Source organism: Streptomyces sp. NPDC003077, from assembly GCF_040611095.1.
GTDB lineage: Bacteria > Actinomycetota > Actinomycetes > Streptomycetales > Streptomycetaceae > Streptomyces.
The window spans coordinates 320,718-335,680 of the sequence record NZ_JBEXNM010000001.1 but is presented as its reverse complement, the minus strand read 5'-3'; the positions used below and the strand labels follow the sequence as shown (position 1 = coordinate 335,680).

General features: G+C 71.0%; 16 protein-coding genes and 1 tRNA gene. 6 read left to right on the top strand and 11 right to left on the bottom strand.

The annotated features are described in order from the left end of the window. Positions 1-102: 102 nt before the first annotated feature. On the bottom strand, positions 103-1,488 hold the full coding sequence (locus ABZX96_RS01390) for a cystathionine beta-synthase (protein ID WP_355535836.1): 1,386 nt from the start codon (positions 1,486-1,488) through the stop codon (positions 103-105). Positions 1,489-1,867: 379 nt separating this feature from the next. On the opposite strand from ABZX96_RS01390, the gene ABZX96_RS01385 reads away from it, so the two are divergent. The 3 genes from ABZX96_RS01385 (at position 1,868) to ABZX96_RS01375 (ending at position 5,989) form a co-directional block, all read left to right on the top strand. Beyond that, a complete protein-coding gene (locus tag ABZX96_RS01385) occupies positions 1,868-2,887 on the top strand; it encodes an SGNH/GDSL hydrolase family protein (RefSeq protein ID WP_355535909.1) in 1,020 nt (339 codons plus the stop codon). A gap of 492 nt (positions 2,888-3,379) precedes the next feature. Next, the gene (locus ABZX96_RS01380; protein ID WP_355535833.1) at positions 3,380-4,600 is read left to right on the top strand and encodes an acetyl-CoA C-acetyltransferase; all 1,221 of its coding nucleotides are present in this window, start codon (positions 3,380-3,382) and stop codon (positions 4,598-4,600) included. Between the two features lie 228 nt (positions 4,601-4,828). Continuing rightward, positions 4,829-5,989 carry a hypothetical protein gene (locus ABZX96_RS01375; protein WP_355535830.1) on the top strand — a complete coding sequence of 387 codons (1,161 nt, stop codon included), beginning with the start codon at positions 4,829-4,831 and terminating at the stop codon, positions 5,987-5,989. 197 nt (positions 5,990-6,186) lie between these two features. Here ABZX96_RS01375 and ABZX96_RS01370 read toward each other — a convergent pair whose 3' ends face one another. Further along, positions 6,187-6,498, bottom strand: a complete 312-nt coding sequence (locus tag ABZX96_RS01370) for a hypothetical protein (RefSeq protein WP_355535827.1) — start codon at positions 6,496-6,498, stop codon at positions 6,187-6,189. 110 nt (positions 6,499-6,608) lie between these two features. Between ABZX96_RS01370 and ABZX96_RS01365 the strand changes: the two genes are divergently transcribed. Continuing rightward, positions 6,609-6,836 (top strand): DUF4287 domain-containing protein, encoded by a 228-nt coding sequence (locus tag ABZX96_RS01365; RefSeq protein WP_355535824.1) that lies wholly within the window; start codon positions 6,609-6,611, stop codon positions 6,834-6,836. A gap of 95 nt (positions 6,837-6,931) precedes the next feature. Here the strand turns inward: ABZX96_RS01365 and ABZX96_RS01360 are convergent, their stop codons facing one another. From ABZX96_RS01360 to ABZX96_RS01330, 7 genes are all read right to left on the bottom strand, one after another. Beyond that, a complete protein-coding gene (locus ABZX96_RS01360) occupies positions 6,932-7,807 on the bottom strand; it encodes a Bax inhibitor-1/YccA family protein (RefSeq protein WP_355535821.1) in 876 nt (291 codons plus the stop codon). A gap of 403 nt (positions 7,808-8,210) precedes the next feature. Next, positions 8,211-8,615, bottom strand: coding sequence for a rodlin (locus ABZX96_RS01355; RefSeq protein WP_355535818.1), 405 nt, complete (start codon positions 8,613-8,615; stop codon positions 8,211-8,213). A 228-nt stretch (positions 8,616-8,843) separates the two neighbouring features. Then, a complete protein-coding gene (locus ABZX96_RS01350) occupies positions 8,844-9,257 on the bottom strand; it encodes a rodlin (protein ID WP_355535815.1) in 414 nt (137 codons plus the stop codon). 165 nt (positions 9,258-9,422) lie between these two features. Further along, entirely contained in the window at positions 9,423-9,728 is a 306-nt protein-coding gene (locus ABZX96_RS01345; protein ID WP_355535812.1) for a hypothetical protein, read from the bottom strand. 371 nt (positions 9,729-10,099) lie between these two features. Further along, positions 10,100-10,336: a chaplin gene (locus tag ABZX96_RS01340; RefSeq protein WP_355535809.1), complete on the bottom strand. Its 237-nt coding sequence runs from the start codon at positions 10,334-10,336 to the stop codon at positions 10,100-10,102. Positions 10,337-10,605: 269 nt separating this feature from the next. Further along, positions 10,606-11,013: a rodlin gene (locus tag ABZX96_RS01335; RefSeq protein WP_355535806.1), complete on the bottom strand. Its 408-nt coding sequence runs from the start codon at positions 11,011-11,013 to the stop codon at positions 10,606-10,608. 317 nt (positions 11,014-11,330) lie between these two features. Continuing rightward, positions 11,331-11,579: a chaplin gene (locus tag ABZX96_RS01330; RefSeq protein WP_355535803.1), complete on the bottom strand. Its 249-nt coding sequence runs from the start codon at positions 11,577-11,579 to the stop codon at positions 11,331-11,333. 415 nt (positions 11,580-11,994) lie between these two features. Here ABZX96_RS01330 and ABZX96_RS01325 point away from each other — a divergent pair, with 415 nt between their 5' ends. Then, positions 11,995-12,279 (top strand): chaplin, encoded by a 285-nt coding sequence (locus ABZX96_RS01325; protein ID WP_355535800.1) that lies wholly within the window; start codon positions 11,995-11,997, stop codon positions 12,277-12,279. A 111-nt stretch (positions 12,280-12,390) separates the two neighbouring features. On the opposite strand, the gene ABZX96_RS01320 is transcribed toward ABZX96_RS01325, so the two are convergent. Both ABZX96_RS01320 and ABZX96_RS01315 read right to left on the bottom strand, forming a co-directional pair. After that, positions 12,391-12,621 (bottom strand): hypothetical protein, encoded by a 231-nt coding sequence (locus ABZX96_RS01320; protein ID WP_355535797.1) that lies wholly within the window; start codon positions 12,619-12,621, stop codon positions 12,391-12,393. A gap of 881 nt (positions 12,622-13,502) precedes the next feature. Beyond that, a tRNA-Leu gene (locus ABZX96_RS01315) sits at positions 13,503-13,584 on the bottom strand. Positions 13,585-14,169: 585 nt separating this feature from the next. On the opposite strand from ABZX96_RS01315, the gene ABZX96_RS01310 reads away from it, so the two are divergent. Further along, on the top strand, positions 14,170-14,955 hold the full coding sequence (locus tag ABZX96_RS01310; protein ID WP_355535794.1) for an ABC transporter ATP-binding protein: 786 nt from the start codon (positions 14,170-14,172) through the stop codon (positions 14,953-14,955). Positions 14,956-14,963 lie beyond the last annotated feature (8 nt).

Genomic DNA, 14,963 nt, shown 5'->3' with positions numbered 1-14,963 from the left:
GCCGTCCCCGCGTACGCATCCCGGCCCCGGGCCCGTACGCCCCGGCAGCGGCCCGCGTACGGCACGGGCCGCCCGGCGGGCGAGCCCTTCCCCGGCCCCCCGCTACTTCGCCGCGCGCGCCAGGTACGCCAGCAGGTCCTGCCGGCTCACGACGCCCTTCGGCTTGCCCTCCACGAGCACGACCGCCGCCGCAGCACCCTCCAGCACCGCCATCAGGTCCGCGACCGACTCGCCCGAGCCGACCTGCGGCAGCGGCGGGCACATGTGCTTCTCCAGCGGGTCGCTCAGCGAGGCCCGCTGCGTGAACAGCGCGTCCAGGAGCTCCCGCTCGACGACCGAGCCGACGACCTCGGCGGCCATCACGTCCGGGTGCCCGGCGCCCGGCTTGACGATCGGCATCTGGGAGACGCCGTACTCGCGCAGCACCTCGATGGCCTCGCCGACCGTCTCCTCCGGGTGCATGTGGACGAGCGAGGGCAGCCCGCCCTCCTTGCGCTCCAGCACGTCGCCCACGCGGGCGTCGTTGCCGCTCTCCTCCAGGAAGCCGTAGTCGGCCATCCACTCGTCGTTGAAGATCTTGCTCAGGTAACCGCGCCCGCTGTCCGGCAGCAGGACGACCACCACGTCGTCCGGCCCGAGCCGCTCGGCGACCCGCAGCGCCCCCACGACGGCCATGCCGCAGGAGCCGCCGACGAGCAGGCCCTCCTCCTTGGCCAGCCGGCGGGTCATCTGGAAGGCATCCTTGTCCGAGACCGCGACGATCTCGTCCGCGACCGTGCGGTCGTAGGCGGTGGGCCAGAAGTCCTCGCCGACGCCCTCGATCAGGTACGGGCGGCCGGAGCCGCCGCTGTAGACGGAGCCCTCCGGGTCGGCGCCGATGACCTTGACGCGGCCGTCGCTGACCTCCTTGAGGTAGCGGCCGGTGCCGCTGATCGTGCCGCCGGTGCCGACGCCCGCCACGAAGTGGGTGATCTTCCCCGCGGTCTGCTCCCACAGCTCCGGGCCGGTGGACTCGTAGTGGGAGAGCGGGTTGTTGGGGTTGCTGTACTGGTCGGGCTTCCAGGCGCCCGGCGTCTCACGGACCAGCCGGTCGGACACGTTGTAGTACGAGTCGGGGTGCTCCGGGTCCACGGCCGTCGGGCAGACGACGACCTCCGCGCCGTACGCCCGCAGCACGTTGATCTTGTCCATGGACACCTTGTCCGGGCAGACGAAGATGCACTTGTAACCCTTTTGCTGAGCCACGATCGCCAGCCCCACGCCCGTGTTGCCGGACGTCGGCTCGACGATCGTGCCGCCCGGCTGCAACTCGCCGGACCGCTCGGCGGCCTCGATCATCCGCAGCGCGATGCGGTCCTTCACGGACCCGCCCGGGTTGAAGTACTCGACCTTCGCCAGAACGGTGGCCTGAATGCCTCGTGAGACGTTCCTGAGCTTCACCAACGGGGTGTTGCCGACAAGGTCAATCATCGATTCGTAAAACTGCACGGTGGTCTCCGCGGTCGGGGGCACGCTGTCCTGCGCCCATCCCGCCAGCCTATTGCCCGCCTCCCGGAGCGTCCCGGCGCGTTGCACACCGCGCGCTGCGGGGCAACAACCTGTTGTACGGGTTCTTGCCGATTCACACCCGTATCTCCACGGGTTTCCCGTGGGATCGCGCATCCCACGCCCACGGGACCACAACCCATCACCCGACGTTCCACGGGGCCACAGCACACCACTCGGCATCCCGCGGGGCCACAAGTCCATCACCCGACATCCCACGGAACCACAAGTCCATCACTCGACGTTCCACGCGATTCACCGGCCGGCTCCCGGAAGCCGGCCCCACCGCACTGCACCACGGGGAGGTGCCCGGCGTATGCCGATGACGATGTCCAGGGCGAGAGTGGCGCGCAGGATCGCCGCTGCGGCGGCGGTCGGCGGCGGTGGCATCGGGCTCCTCGGTGTCGCCGCCGTCGGCCTGCTGGTCACCGAGGTCCGGCTGGCCCGCCGCACGGTGGGCAACGGCAGCGAGGACCCGCCGTCCGCCGACGGACTGTACGGCTCCGCCTTCGCCCACCGCACCGACCGGCCGCCGCTGCGCCTGGCCTTCCTGGGCGACTCCACGGCGGCCGGGCAGGGCGTGCACCGGCCCCGCCAGACCCCGGCGGCGCTGCTCGCCTCCGGGCTGGCCGCCGTCGCCGAACTCCCCGTGGAGCTGCGCAACGTCGCCCTGCCCGGCGCCCAGTCGGACGACCTGGCCCGCCAGGTGGCGCTGTCGCTGGCGGACGCGCCGCCCGCGCCCGACCTGTGCGTGATCATGATCGGCGCCAACGACGTCACCCACCGCATGTCGCCGGCGCAGTCCGTACGGCACCTGAGCGACGCGGTGCGGGCGCTGCGCGCGGCGGGCAGCGAGGTCGTCGTCGGCACCTGCCCCGACCTGGGCACCATCGAGCCGGTCTACCAGCCGCTGCGCTGGGTGGCCCGGCGGCTGTCCCGCCAGCTCGCCGCGGCCCAGACGATCGTCGTGATCGAGAACGGCGGCCGGACGGTCTCCCTCGGCGACCTGCTGGGCCCCGAATTCGCGGACCGTCCGCGCGAACTGTTCGGCCCGGACAACTACCACCCCTCGGCCGAGGGGTACGCCACCGCCGCGATGGCGGTGCTGCCCACCCTGTGCGCGGCGCTGGGCCTGTGGCCCGAGGAGGAGATCGCCGAGCCCGCGCACGAGGCGGGGATGCTCCCGGTCGCCGAGGCCGCCGCACAGGCCGCGTCCGAGGGCGGCACGGAGGTCACCGCCGGCCGCTCCCCCTGGGCCCTGCTCCGCTACCGGCGCCGCCGCCAACTGCCCACGGCCGAGACGACGCATCCGGCGGTGACGCGGCGGGTGGGAGAGGGGTGAGGGGGGCGGCATGACGGGGACGGCGTGACGAGGACGCCTGACGAGGACGGGCCCGAGCGAAGCCGCGCGACGGGGACGGCCTGATCGGGACGACCTGACGGGAACGGCCTGACGAGGACGGCGGGAGCCAGGCAGCGTGACGGGAACGGGGTGCCGGTCCGAGGAGGCCGCGCCCCCGTCCGTCCCTCCGCCCTGCGAAGGGCCCTGCCCGGCGAAGGGCCCTGCCCGGCGAAGGGAACCGGTCACCCACCGGCCTAAGCGCCCGCTTGGAAAGAGGCCCGCATCACAGCGCGCATCCCGTGACCCGCGCGCTACGTACGGGTAACTTCCCAGACGGTCCCGCCTGATCCCCCGTCCGCCGTCCCCTCCGCAGCCCCGCCCACGGGAGCCTCCACCGGGTTCGCCCGCCGGATCTCCCGTCACCGTCCGACCACCCCTTGGCCGTACCGCCCCCAGGGCCCGAGCCCCGGGGCCGCACCTCATGGAGCCGTGATGCCCGAAGCCGTAATCGTCTCTGCCGCCCGCTCCCCCATCGGCCGCGCCCACAAGGGTTCGCTCAAGGACCTGCGTCCGGACGACCTGACCGCGACGATCATTCAGGCGGCCCTCGACAAGATCCCCGCGCTGGACCCGCGCGACATCGACGACCTGATGCTCGGCTGCGGCCTGCCCGGCGGCGAGCAGGGCCACAACCTCGGCCGGATCGTCGCCGTGCAGATGGGCATGGACCACCTGCCCGGCTGCACGATCACCCGCTACTGCTCGTCCTCCCTCCAGACGAGCCGGATGGCGCTGCACGCCATCAAGGCGGGCGAGGGCGACGTGTTCATCTCGGCGGGCGTCGAGACGGTCTCCCGCTTCGTCAAGGGCTCCTCGGACGGCCTGCCCGACACCCACAACCCGCTGTTCGCCGAGGCCGAGGCGCGCACCGCCGCGCGCGCCGAGAACGGTGGCGAGGGCTGGCACGACCCGCGCGAGGACGGCCTGGTCCCGGACGCGTACATCGCCATGGGCCAGACCGCCGAGAACCTCGCGCGCCTCAAGGGCGTCACCCGCCAGGACATGGACGAGTTCGGCGTGCGGTCCCAGAACCTCGCCGAGCAGGCCATCAAGGACGGCTTCTGGGAGCGGGAGATCACCCCGGTCACGCTCCCGGACGGCACGGTCGTCTCCCAGGACGACGGGCCGCGCGCCGGCGTCACCATGGAGGGCGTCCAGGGCCTCAAGCCCGTCTTCCGCCCCGACGGCCTGGTCACCGCGGGCAACTGCTGCCCGCTGAACGACGGCGCCGCCGCGCTGGTGATCATGTCCGACACCAAGGCCCGCGAGCTGGGCCTGACGCCGCTGGCCCGGATCGTGTCCACCGGCGTCTCCGCCCTCTCCCCCGAGATCATGGGCTACGGCCCCGTCGAGGCGTCCCGGCAGGCGCTGGCCCGCGCCGGGCTCTCCGTCTCCGACATCGACCTGGTCGAGATCAACGAGGCGTTCGCCGCCCAGGTGATCCCCTCCTACCGCGACCTGGGCATCGACCTGGACCGGCTGAACGTCAACGGCGGCGCCATCGCCGTCGGCCACCCCTTCGGCATGACCGGCGCCCGCATCACCACCACGCTCATCAACTCCCTCCAGTGGCACGACAAGCAGTTCGGCCTGGAGACGATGTGCGTGGGCGGCGGCCAGGGCATGGCCATGGTGATCGAGCGCCTCAGCTGACCGCCGCGTGATCCGCGTCACTTCCTGACGCGTGCGCGGCCCGCCCTCCCCCGGGAATGTGACCAACACCCCGGGGGAGCCGAATCCGCGCAGGTCACCGTGGCGCCACCGGCACGCGGCGGCCCCGGGGCACGGTCCCGGGGGCCCGGCGCGCACTGCCTCCGGTCGCGGGCCCCGGGCACGCTGGGGTAGGAAGTCCGGGGACATTCAGCCAACGGGAGTACGTCAGTGAGCGCCATGACCCTTGCCCTGCTGCTGGCCGCCACCGTTGCCGTGGCGCTGGGAGCCGCCGCCCTGCACACCGCCCGCGGACTGCGGCGGCAGCTCATCGTGCTGCGCACCGACCTCGCCGCGTACGCCGCACAGGCCCGTACCCCCGATCCGGACGAGCGTCCCGACGGCCCCGCCGGTCTCCCCGCCGCCCGCTCCGAGGCGCGGCTCGCGGACATACGGGCCGCGGTCGCCGAGGCGCTGGCCGAGGAACGCGAACGGGAGCTGGCCGAGGCACGGGCGTTCTGGGCCGCGCAGGAGGCCCGGGACGCCGCCGACGCGTCCCCGCTGCCCGGGCTCGCGGGCCCCGCCGAGGACGGTGGCCCGTACGGCGCCGACGGCCCCGACCACCGCCTCTTCCTGCCGCGCCAGGCCGACCTGGCGGGCCTGGAGCCGCTGCTCGGCCCGGAACTCCTGGACCACCTGGCCCCGCCGGACCGCGGGGACCTGAACGACCCGACCCCTCCGGTCCGCCGCGGTCTCGCGGACCTCCCGGACCTCCGGGATCTCCCGGACGGCACCGACATCCCCGACCTGGCGGACCTTCCCGACCGGGCAGGCCTCCCCGACCGGGTGGACGCCCTGACGCCGATGGACGCCTTGACCCCGATGGACGCCGCGGAGGCGGCGACGGTCGGCGGCCCGGACGCCACCGCGGCGGCGGACGCGGCCGAGGCCGCGCTGGAGGCCGCGGCGGCCGAGTTCGCGGAGGCGCTGGACGCCGAGGCGGCGGCGGAGGCCGCGGAGCTGGCCGCCGCGCGCCGCCGGCACCCCTCGCACCCCGACTTCTCGCCCACCCCGCCGCCGGCCGCCGACGACGAGCGGACCCTGGCCCGGCTGGAGGAGCTGGCCCGCGACCGCGTCCCGCTCACGGACGTCCGCCCCGGCCCGCTGGGCACCCTGGACGTGTACGTCTTCGCGGAGGGCAGCACGTTCTGCATGACCCCGGGCCACCGGGAGACCGCCGCGCGGATCGCCGCGGCGGTGTGCGCGGGCGAGGCGCCCGTACTGCTGGGCGCTTCCGGCGTCTTCGGGGCGTACGCGCTGACCTTCGCGTGGGGCGGGGACGAGGCGGAGAGCGCCTACATCCTGGCCGACCGGGTGATCGCCTCACTGTGAGGCGATCCCGTCACCGGCGCCGCGCGGCGATCCCGTCACCAACGCCATACAACGGTCGCGTCACCGACGCCGCACGGCAGCCGTAACCGACGCCGCAAGGCAGCCCCGTCACTGACGCCGCCCGCCGCACGCGCCACCAAAAGAAGACGCCTCACCGCAACCCGGACGCGTCACCGTCCGTCAGCGGCCAACCACCCTCAGATCCTCCGCGCCGCTTCCCGCACCAGGGCCTCCGCCTCCGCCAGCTCCCGGGCGGCGACGTCGGCGGGAGCGCTGCGCACCGCCTCCACCAAGTCGTGCCCGGTCACCGCGACTTGGTCGGCCACCACGAACATCCCCGCGTCCGGGAGCTCGTACGGCTTCCGTTCCGGCGACTCCAGCCGCCGCGCCCGCTCGGACAACTCGCGGGCCAGGGCGGCGCCTTCGGCCGCCGCGCCACGGCTGAGGGCGCTCTGCGGGAGCGCCCTCAGGCGGTCGGCGAGCGCGTCAACGGCGGTCTGCAAAGGCATCACATCAAGCACAGCACGAGCCTATGTGCCACTCACGGGTGGTTGCCAATGCCCGAACGCTCAGGCACGGTGGGCTGAAGGACCAGCATCGAACGCGTCCGGAGGCGCCGATGTCTCAGCTCTTCTCCGAAGAGACCCACCGGAACCTGCTCTCCCGCATCCCCCACTGCACCGGCCGAGAAGTCTCCGACTGGCTTCGCACGGTTGACGAAGGCCCCGCTTTCTTCCGCTTCGAAGAGAAGGTCCGCTGGCTCCGCGGCGAGCACAACCTCGCCTACGGGCACGCGAAAGCGATCGTCCACGAATACGACCTCAGGCGTGCCGCGAGGAAGCTCTAGCGCCGCCCCCACACAGACGGCGAAGGCCCGCGGGTTTCCCCGCGGGCCTCATTCGTGTCCTGCCCGGCCGGTTCGGGTCACCGGCCGGGACCGGCTCAGTCGCCGCGCAGGATCGAGATCAGGCGCAGCAGCTCCATGTAGATCCACACCAGCGTCAGCGTCAGGCCGAACGCCGCCAGCCACGACTCCTCACGCGGGGCGCCGTACGCGATGCCGTCCTCGACCTGCTTGAAGTCCAGCGCCAGGAACAGCGCGCCGAGCACCACGCCCACCACGCCGAACAGGATGCCCAGGCCGCCGCTGCGGAAGCCGAGGCCGTCCCCGCCGCCGAAGACCATGAACAGCAGGTTGACCATCGACAGCAGCACGAAGCCCATGGCCGCGATGATCACGAAGCGGGTGAAGCGCGCGTTGACCCGCACGATGCGGGTCTTGTACGCGATGAGCATGGTGACGAAGACCGCCATCGTGCCCAGCACCGCCTGCATCGGGGCGCCGCTCAGCTTCGGGATGGTGTTGATGTAGCCGCTCAGCGCGCCGAGGAAGAGGCCCTCCAGCGCCGCGTACGTCAGGATCAGCGCGGGCGACGGCTTGCGCTTGAAGGACTGCACGAAGCCCAGCACCATGGCGACGAGCCCGGCGCCGATGGCGAAGCCGAGGTTCTCCGTCAGGAAGATCCAGCCGACCACCGCACCGGCGATGACGGTGCCGAGCGTCATGCCCGTGCGCATGACGACGTCGTCCATCGTCATGGGCCGCGTCTGCGGCACGTACTGCGGCGCCTGGGTGACGCCCTGCTGGTCCTGCGCGTAGGGGTTGCCGGTGGCGTACGGGTTGGTGCCCGCGTACGGGTTCGCGCCGGCGTAGGGGTTCGCTGCGGGGCCCCCGGCCTGCGGCGGCGCGTTGAAGCCCGCGTAGCCGTTGTCGCGGCTGAACCCCCGTCGCGAGAAGACCGGGTTGCTGCTCCTCATCTCACTCCTCCATGGCCGCCCTGCGCGGCCTTGCCACAAGAGTAATGGCTTGGCAAAAGCGCGTCCCTGGTTATTCGGCAGGATTCTTCCCGCGATCCTGACGGGCACGCCGCACCGGAAAGGACGAACGGCGGCCCTCAAAGGTGCCCGTCCTCACCATTCCGTTACCGAATGAGACGGGAACACTGCCGTCCGGAGCCGTCCGCGTGCAAAGGGTGGCCGGAACGAGCGGCCTCGCGGGGAAACCCGCCGTCCGCACGGCGGCGCGGCCCCGCGCACCGTGACCCGGCCCACCGGGAACGGACACCGCGAGGAGAACACCGCGAGGAGAGCGTGACGCGGCGAGGGGACCGCACGCCCTCAGGCGCGTGGTCCCCTCGTGGGTCGTCCGTCCGTGGACGCGTCAGTCGTTGTCCGAGCCGTTGCGCGAGAACAGCGGGACATCGCGCAGGAAGTTGGCCAGCACGTCGTCCTCCTTCGACTCCGTGTTCTCCTCCGCACACGTCTGGTGCTGCTCCGACGCCAGGATCTCGATGTCCTGGACCGTGATCGGGATGAGGCCGACGACCGAACCGATGTTGAGGTCGTCCCAGCCGATGCAGAGCTTGTCCAGCGAGTTCGTGATGAGGCTGTTCTGCGGGCTCATCCGGCCGTCGGTCGTCGCGTTCCCCCAGGTCTGCCCGTTGTCCAGGCCGTTGGCCGACTGGGGACCGAGGTCGGTGTCGATCGCCATCGCCTGCGGTGCGGCCATGGCGGACATTCCGACGAGGGACGCCGCCACGGCCGCGCCCGCCATCATCTTGTTCATGAAAACCCCTTCAGGAATTTGAACTCCCACCATGAAGGGAGCCCTGTGAAGAACAACTCGATACCGGTGACGAGGTTGCGCCGCATCACCCGAACAGCCGGAAATCAATATGCACGGCCGTTCCCGGTGCACCCTGATGCCGTAATCGCCGGGCGCATTCCGCTCGATACGACGAAAGCCCGGAACGCGGGACGGAAAGGTCACGCGTTCCGGGCCCAAGCGGCCGGGTCAGTGATTGTCGGCGTTGTTCCGGGAAAGCAGCGGCACGTCTTCCAGGAAGTGCGCCAGCGGGTCGTCGCCCTTGATCTGCGTGGAGTTCTCGGCACACGTCTGGTGCTGTTCCGAGGACAGCAGCTGGATGTCCTGGACGGTGATCGGAATCAGGCCCACGACCGAACCGATGTTGAGGTCGTCGATCGCGATACAGGGCTTGTTGAACGATCCCTGGATCAATGCGAACTGCGGGCTCATGTTCCCGGCGGTGGCCATGTTGCCGAAGGACTGCATGGTGCCGTTTCCGTTGTACGAGGCCGGGCCCAGGTCAGCGGCGTGGGGGTGGGCCATGGCCTGGGGTGCGGCGGCAGCCGCAAGGCCTACGAGGGAAGTAGCCGCGGCGCTCACCGCCAGAGCTTTCTTCATCATGGGGTTCCTCTGAGGTTCGGGGATTACCGGGACGAACTGGTTCAACTCTTTGCGGGCGTGCGGGGTTGTGCCGCATCACTCATATGGCCGCGACGCTCCGGGACCCCGGCCGCCGCGCCCGATTACCGGCCGGCGACGTCACGCGCCCCTGGCCGGCGCCCCTGGTCAGCCCACCCGGGCGCCTTTGAGCAGCGGGACCAGATGGGCCGCCTTGTTGATCACGGGGAACGCCTTCCGCACTCCCGTCCGCCGCATCGTGCGGTGCCCCCACGCGGCGACCCCCGACACCACCGGCTGCAGCCGGGCCGGGCTGACCTGCGACGTCAGCTCGTTCGTCCCGCCGTTGAGGCTGTAGACCGGCCCCGCCGGAGGCGCGGCGGGTCCGGCCGCGACGGCGGGGGCCGCCATGCTCGCGGCCATCAGGGAACCGGCCAGCACCACGGCGGACCTCACATACCCGGCGTGCTTCACGTGCCCACGTCCTTTCGTCTTCTCGTCGGCGGTGGGGAAATGCCGCGCCGCGGGTCGCGGCCGAACGCTCCCGTCACCGCACCACCGTGCCCAACGATTCCCGCCTCCCCGGGAAACCCCGGGGCACGCCGTTTCGTCATCGGTCCACCCGAAAGGCAGAGAAACATCCCATCGAAAGCGGAGCGCTCACGCCGGGACCTCTCGCGTCCATCCGGGAACAGCGGGCGACGGTCATACGGAATGCGACGGTCATACGGAATGACCGGGCAATGACCGGACGCGGATTTTCCCTCCGGAAAACCGGCCGGTCCCGGCGCGCCTGGTGGGCGCGCCGGGACCGGTCCGGCTGATGTGCTGGAGGAAACGCGGCGTCAGTGCGTCTCGCAGGCGTTCCCGAAGGCGGGGTTGAGCAGCCCGATGATGTCGATCGTGTTGTTGCAAAGGACGATCGGCAAGTGGATGGGCATCTGAACGGTGTTCCCGGAGATGATGCCCGGGGAATTCGTGGCCGCGCCCTGGGTGTCCGCACTGGCGAATGCCGGGGCGGCGGCGGACCCCGCCGTCATGAGCGTGCCGGCCGCGACCGCGGCGAACTTCGCGTACTTCACTTTCGATCCCTTTCCGCAGCGGTTTCCGAAACGGGCACGTCCTCCGTGCCGTACGAGCGCACTTCTGCGGCACCCGCGACTCCGCTGGCGATACATGTAACGATTACTCCTGAATGGCGAAACCGGAATTTGGCAAGTTTCCCGAGAATCGCCCGGATGACGTAATGCGCCGTTTTCGTGCGGGCATTACCGTCGTGTCTGGCCCGCGGGACCGAGCCGCTCGGAAGGAGGAATGGCCGGCGGCCCGGACCCGCGGGAGCGTGGCGGCGTCAGCCGTTGTCCGCGTTGTTGCGGGAGAACAGCGGGAAGTCGCGCAGCGTGTTCGCCAGCACGTCGTCCTCCTTGGCCTCCGTCGAGTTCTCGACACAGGTCTGGTGCTGCTCCGACGACAGGATCTCGATGTCCTGGACGGTGATCGGGATGAGACCGACGACCGAACCGATGTTGAGGTCGTCCCAGGCGATACAGGGCTTGTTGAGCACGCCCTCCAGGAGCGAGAGCTGAGGGCTCATGTCGTCACCGGTGGAGGCGTTGGCCCAGGTCTCCTTCGTGGCGTTGCCGTTGGTCGACTGAGGACCGAGGTCGGTGTCGATCGCCATTGCCTGCGGGGCCGCCGCAGCCGAGACGCCGACGACGGAAGCCGCTACAGCCGTCGTGGCCAGAAGCTTCTTGATCACGTTTTACCCTTCTCGAAGCGGAGTGCCCGTTTCCGGAGCGCACTGGACAACTCATCGCATGTCGTTCGGTTTCGCCGTTTCACTCGTATGCCGCGAATGCGGCGATACATATCACCGGGTTTCCGCTCCCTGTCCGCCGTGCGGTGGATGCGGGAACGAAAACCCGGGACGGCGATTCCGTTCCTCCTGGCACGGGGGAAAACACGCGCACAAACCGATGGGCCCGCCTCCGTGAAGGAGGCGGGCCCATCGGTTCGGTCGGGTCGAGTGGCGCGAGCCCGGCTTTCAGGACGACCGGCCGGAACTCATGCGAGCACTCACCGGTTTTCGCAGTGGTTCCCGAGAGCCGGGTTGAGCAGACCCACGACGTTGGTGGTGTTGCCGCAGACGTTGACCGGAATGCCGATCGGCGCCTGAGTGGTGTTGCCGGAGACGACTCCCGGGGAGTGCTGGGCGACACCGTGCGCGTTCGCGCCGGCGTCCGCGGCGGAGGCGATGCCCGCCCCGCCCGCCACCGCGACACCAGCCACCGCGGACAGAACGACAGCCTTCGAAATGCGCTTCATGACAGACCTCTTCACTGGACAGCAGTCAGAATTTCATGCCGCCGAGGGCGACAAGCAGATCAACGCATCAGCAGAGGAGAGGTGGCGCCACGCGCGGGTGAACCGGGCACCATGTGTGCCCATATCAGGGGCGGTCGGGTGCGCGGGCCCGGCCGTCGCCGCGCCGGGGAGGGGCGTCGGTGCTCCCGGGGGCCGGGCTGTCGCGCTCCCGAGGCCCGGGCCGTCGTGGTGCCGGGGTCCGGGCCGTCGCGGTGCCGACTCCGGCCCGGACCTGGGTCCGATGCGGCCCGTTTCGCCGTTGGGCCGATCGACGGAAGAGCGGGCGCTTCCCGTGCCGCGTCCGGGATGGGGGCGTTTGGCACGGTGTGACGTTCGTCCGGCGTCGCGCACGCCCGTTCCCAGGAGCTGTTCCTTTATGAACCCTGTCAAGAAAGCCGCTCTGGTCGTCGCCGCCGCCGGTCTGACCGCCGGCACGGCCGCGGGCTCGGCCGCTGCCTACGGCTACCACCACGATCACCAGCACGGCTTGGGCCACGGACACACGGGCGCCGACACCACGGGAGTCGCCAGCAACTCGCCGGGGGTGCTTTCGGGAAACACCGTCCAGATGCCCATCGACATTCCGGTCAACCTGTCCAACAACAGCATCAACGTCATCGGGCTGCTCAACCCGGTGATGGGCAACGCCTCGGAGGTCTGACGTCCGGCCCGCACGCGAGGAAGGCCCCGCGCCGTGCGGGGCCTTCCTCATGTCCGCTGGAATGCCCGGGGCCCACGGTCGGGCCCCGGCTCGGATCGGTTCAGGGTGGGGTCAGAGGCCGACCCCCACTCCGAGTCCGAGGTTGATGCCCAGGTTGAGGCCCGTGTCCCAGCCGTAGCACTGGTAGCCGTAATACGGGCTCCACCAGCAATGGGAGGCGCTGGACACAGCGTGCCGCGGCGTCTCCGCCGGGGAGTCCGCCGACGCGACACCCGAGAGCGGGATGATGGCGGCCGCGGCTATCGCGGCGGAGACGGCGGTACGGCCAAGGATCTTGCGCATGTCTCTCTCCTCGTGCGCAGAACAAATGTGACATCAGCAGGAATACCGCCCTGTGGCCATGCGATGACCTTCCGGCGCTTAATACGCCAGTTCGAGTCCGTTGTGCCGCCAGGTGGAGCAGTGCGGATTGCACGACCGGGTGAGGCGGTCCGCCGCCCCGGCGGGTCCCGGGGGTGCGTACGACCGGAGGGGGTATAGGCGCCCTGGCGCCGCGCCCGGGTGGCGGGCGGCGGCGGACGGGCGGCGGATCACGGCGAACGGGCCGCGTCTGCCGGCCGCGAGAACCCCGGCGAACGGTCCGCGTCTGCCGGCCGCGAGAACCCCGGCGAACGGGCCGCGTCTGCCGGCCGCGAGACCCCGGCCGACGGCGGACGCGCACCCCGGCGCCCCACCGCGCCGATACCGCCCCGCGAAGAAAGGGAGCGCTCAGGGCGCCGCCCGATGACCCCCTAGGGGAATCCCGGATTCCGGACCGGGAACATCGCTTGTTCCCTCGTCGGCGGCGGAAACCGGCCACGCCATTCCAGGGATCAAGCTCTTATTCCGCCGTTCCCCCGCGGGCGCTCATCCTTTGGCCGGAAACGCTCGCTCGCCGTGCCGGAAAACCCACTCCGCGTATCCGCCGCCCGCCTCCCAACCCCGCGCCTGACGGAGACAGTTGCCGCCCGGCCCGTTCGCCGGCCGCGACGAAAGGAGACGCGCGGGTGGGCGAGGCGCGACGAAACGGCGGCGAGGAGAGCGTAAGGTGCGCAGGGCGACGGTTTGCTGCGGGAATCCATCGATGAATGGGCGCACGGGGCCCAACAGGGACGACACGACCAGCACTTGCGGACGCTCATGACGCGCTCGGCGCGTTCGCCGCGGTCCCATCGTCGGATTTGTGCCCGGAGCCGGACTTGAACCGGCACGGCCCGAGGGCCAGCGAGGTTTAAGCTCGCCGTGTCTGCATTCCACCATCCGGGCCTGGGATCCCCCATGCCACCTCCGTAGAGGGCAGGACGAGCCTAGCCCGCGGCACCCCTCGCCCACCGGCTCGTCTTGGCTAGGTTGTCTTATTTTATTGGCAACTGAGGAAGCGTCAGCAGCTGGTACAGGCCACCGGCGCATGTTCATGGCCACGTTGGACGATTCCCGTACCGGTCCCACTCCGACGCCGGAATGACGAAAAGTCGACGCGTCCGAAGCGACTTCGGCAGATACGGCCCGAGCCACCGCTCCCCGCCCGGCCCGTGAGCATGCCCCGCCCGGCCCGCGACCGCGATCCGGACCGCCCTCCGAGCACGCCGCGCCCCATCCCTCACCCCGGCCCGGTCTCCCACCCCACCCGGCACCCCCTCCGCGACCGCGCCCGGCGGCCCCGGCTTCCAAGTCGGCCCCGTCATACCCAGGGATGACCGGTCCGCTTCTCCGTACTTCCCAAGGCTGCCCCAGGACGGGCACAGGGTCTGACGTCCGGCGCCCTCCTCCGGACCGACGATGGGACGGTCTTCTTTTCCGTCTCATGGCCCCCTTTGAGCCATTTCGTCGCCCCGACAGGAGTTCCCCCTCGTGACCACCACCCACTACGGCGCCGCCCCCTTCGCCGCCCCCACCGCCGCGGTGGCGGCGCGCGCCACGGACCTCTGCAAGGTCTACGGACAGGGCGAGACCCAGGTGGTCGCGCTGGACCGGGTCTCCGTGGAGTTCCGGCAGGCGGAGTTCACCGCGATCATGGGGCCGTCCGGCTCCGGCAAGTCGACGCTGATGCACTGCATGGCCGGGCTGGACGCGATCACGCAGGGGTCGGCCCGCATCGGCGACGTCGAGCTGAACGGGCTCAAGGACAAGAAGCTGACGCAGCTCCGCCGCGACAAGATCGGTTTCGTCTTCCAGGCGTTCAACCTGCTGCCGACGCTGAACGCGCTGGAGAACATCACGCTGCCCATGGACATCGCGGGCCGCAGGCCCGACCGGCAGTGGCTGGACCGCGTGGTGGCCACCGTCGGGCTCTCGGGGCGGCTCAAGCACCGTCCGGCGCAGCTCTCCGGCGGCCAGCAGCAGCGCGTGGCGGTGGCGCGCGCCCTCGCCTCCCGGCCCGAGATCATCTTCGCGGACGAGCCCACCGGCAACCTCGACTCCCGCTCCGGCGCCGAGGTCCTCGGCTTCCTGCGCAACTCCGTGCGCGAGCTGGGCCAGACCGTCGTGATGGTGACCCACGACCCGGTGGCGGCCTCGTACGCGAACCGCGTCGTCTTCCTCGCCGACGGCCGCATCGTCGACGACATGGCCGACCCGACCGCCGACCTGGTGCTGGAGCGCATGAAGGGCTTCGACGCCAAGGGCCGGGTCAGCTGACCGGCACC

Coding starts and splice junctions, on each gene's coding strand:
- ABZX96_RS01365 (WP_355535824.1), top strand. CDS start 6,609: ATGTCTCAGCTCTTCTCCGAAGAGACCCACCGGAACCTGCTCTCCCGC.
- ABZX96_RS01385 (WP_355535909.1), top strand. CDS start 1,868: ATGACGATGTCCAGGGCGAGAGTGGCGCGCAGGATCGCCGCTGCGGCG.
- ABZX96_RS01325 (WP_355535800.1), top strand. CDS start 11,995: ATGAACCCTGTCAAGAAAGCCGCTCTGGTCGTCGCCGCCGCCGGTCTG.
- ABZX96_RS01330 (WP_355535803.1), bottom strand. CDS start 11,579: ATGAAGCGCATTTCGAAGGCTGTCGTTCTGTCCGCGGTGGCTGGTGTC.
- ABZX96_RS01360 (WP_355535821.1), bottom strand. CDS start 7,807: ATGAGGAGCAGCAACCCGGTCTTCTCGCGACGGGGGTTCAGCCGCGAC.
- ABZX96_RS01320 (WP_355535797.1), bottom strand. CDS start 12,621: ATGCGCAAGATCCTTGGCCGTACCGCCGTCTCCGCCGCGATAGCCGCG.
- ABZX96_RS01355 (WP_355535818.1), bottom strand. CDS start 8,615: ATGAACAAGATGATGGCGGGCGCGGCCGTGGCGGCGTCCCTCGTCGGA.
- ABZX96_RS01370 (WP_355535827.1), bottom strand. CDS start 6,498: ATGCCTTTGCAGACCGCCGTTGACGCGCTCGCCGACCGCCTGAGGGCG.
- ABZX96_RS01350 (WP_355535815.1), bottom strand. CDS start 9,257: ATGATGAAGAAAGCTCTGGCGGTGAGCGCCGCGGCTACTTCCCTCGTA.
- ABZX96_RS01380 (WP_355535833.1), top strand. CDS start 3,380: ATGCCCGAAGCCGTAATCGTCTCTGCCGCCCGCTCCCCCATCGGCCGC.